Source organism: Halorubrum halophilum (genome assembly GCF_000739595.1).
GTDB lineage: Archaea > Halobacteriota > Halobacteria > Halobacteriales > Haloferacaceae > Halorubrum > Halorubrum halophilum.
Window position 1 is genome coordinate 1 of record NZ_BBJP01000103.1, and the last position, 1,328, is coordinate 1,328.

The following is a 1,328-nucleotide window of genomic DNA, read 5'->3' on the forward strand; positions in this document are numbered from 1 at the left end:
TCTGCTCCTCCCCCCCCGGGCATCGGAACCAACTCGAGCGCCTCCAGAGCAAGAGTCTTGAGTTGGCTGTTCGTAATGAACTCGTCCGGATCTGTAAGCACCTGCGTGAGTTTTGGTAGGTTCATCAGGTGCGTATCCGGACAGCGGATGAATCAGGTTCCTGATTCATCCGCTTCACTCAGGACTACGTATCAGCTGCTGGACTCCTGAGCCAGAGTGGACAACTAGCGACTATTCACACGGAATTGATGTCACTATATTCTCGGTGAAACGCCCGTAAGACCTCAGCTCCGACATTATTCGTTGGATTAGGAGATGTCTCCGATAATCCCCAAAATTTGGAGCAAACGTATAATATGTTAATAAGCACAGAGCAATAAATATGAGTGACGAGGGAGACTCTCTAATTGAACCTGAACAAATTCAACAAGTGGCAGAAAAGATAGAGTCAGTCGGTTCTCACGCTTTAAGAGTCCGGTATGTTATATCTAGAATACAAAGTATCGCACAGGTAACTGCCCTTTTTATTGGAAGTCTTATTATATTATTTGCTGCACCAATTATACTTAGAATACCGGCAGGAGATGCTCTTTGGCTACTCGTGATAGCTATATTATCAGCTTTTCAGATTATCATTGCAGGTGCAATACTGAAATCAATCGCAGCTGAAGCAGGTGTGATTGAGGGGGAGTTCATACCTGAGGCTGAGTCATATTTTACTTCACCGGTCTGGGTTAATTTCCCAGTAGTTATAGACCAATCTGGAGTTGAACTTGAATCTCCCATTGGATATAGAAAGGTGAAAGAGCAATTAGAAATTTTAAATCTTTTTCCCGGAGACTCACTACAAACACAGACTATACACGTCATAGCGCTATGGTCAATTCTAACGCTGATCAATTGGACGGTGATATCTGCTCCATACACTATCGGATACCTAGATATTCTCTTTGTTGGTGATGTTGAGATAGTAGAGCTATACGCTGAAAATGGTTTGAACCCAGATTATAGCGGTTTCTATCTAATAGCAATACCACTCTTATTAGGTGAAATAAGCGCTTTGGCAATTCGCTCAACGGCAGATGTTCTTGGATGGACTGAGGAAATACAAGATCGATTAACTGAAACTGTAACAGAGACATTTTGGACGAAGGGCTGTGTTGAATCGCCATACAGCAGCGAGGTAGGCCGCTAAATCAAAGGAGTTGAAGCGGGAGAATGCGGTTGTCTATGACGCAAATCTCCCGCTTCATCGGGGAGGTTGTACCGGTTGCTCAAAGAGTTACTGGCGATGGAGGCGAATCCGCAGGCTGTGGTATGAAGTGAGG

The 1,328-nt window shown here is 44.4% G+C and carries 1 protein-coding gene and 1 pseudogene; one reads left to right on the forward strand and one right to left on the reverse strand.

Features of this window, described 5'->3' with window-relative positions; genetic code table 11:
- Nucleotides 1–125: pseudogene (locus ACP96_RS19680) on the reverse strand (ISH3 family transposase); the annotation flags it as partial.
- 257 nt (nt 126–382) lie between these two features.
- Between ACP96_RS19680 and ACP96_RS18990 the strand changes: the two are divergent.
- The gene (locus ACP96_RS18990; RefSeq protein ID WP_154020519.1) at nt 383–1,195 is read left to right on the forward strand and encodes a hypothetical protein; all 813 of its coding nucleotides are present in this window, start codon (nt 383–385) and stop codon (nt 1,193–1,195) included.
- Nucleotides 1,196–1,328 lie beyond the last annotated feature (133 nt).

What these genes read in the sequence shown, in the direction of transcription:
- ACP96_RS18990 (WP_154020519.1), top strand. Translation starts at nt 383, where the DNA reads ATGAGTGACGAGGGAGACTCTCTAATTGAACCTGAACAAATTCAACAA.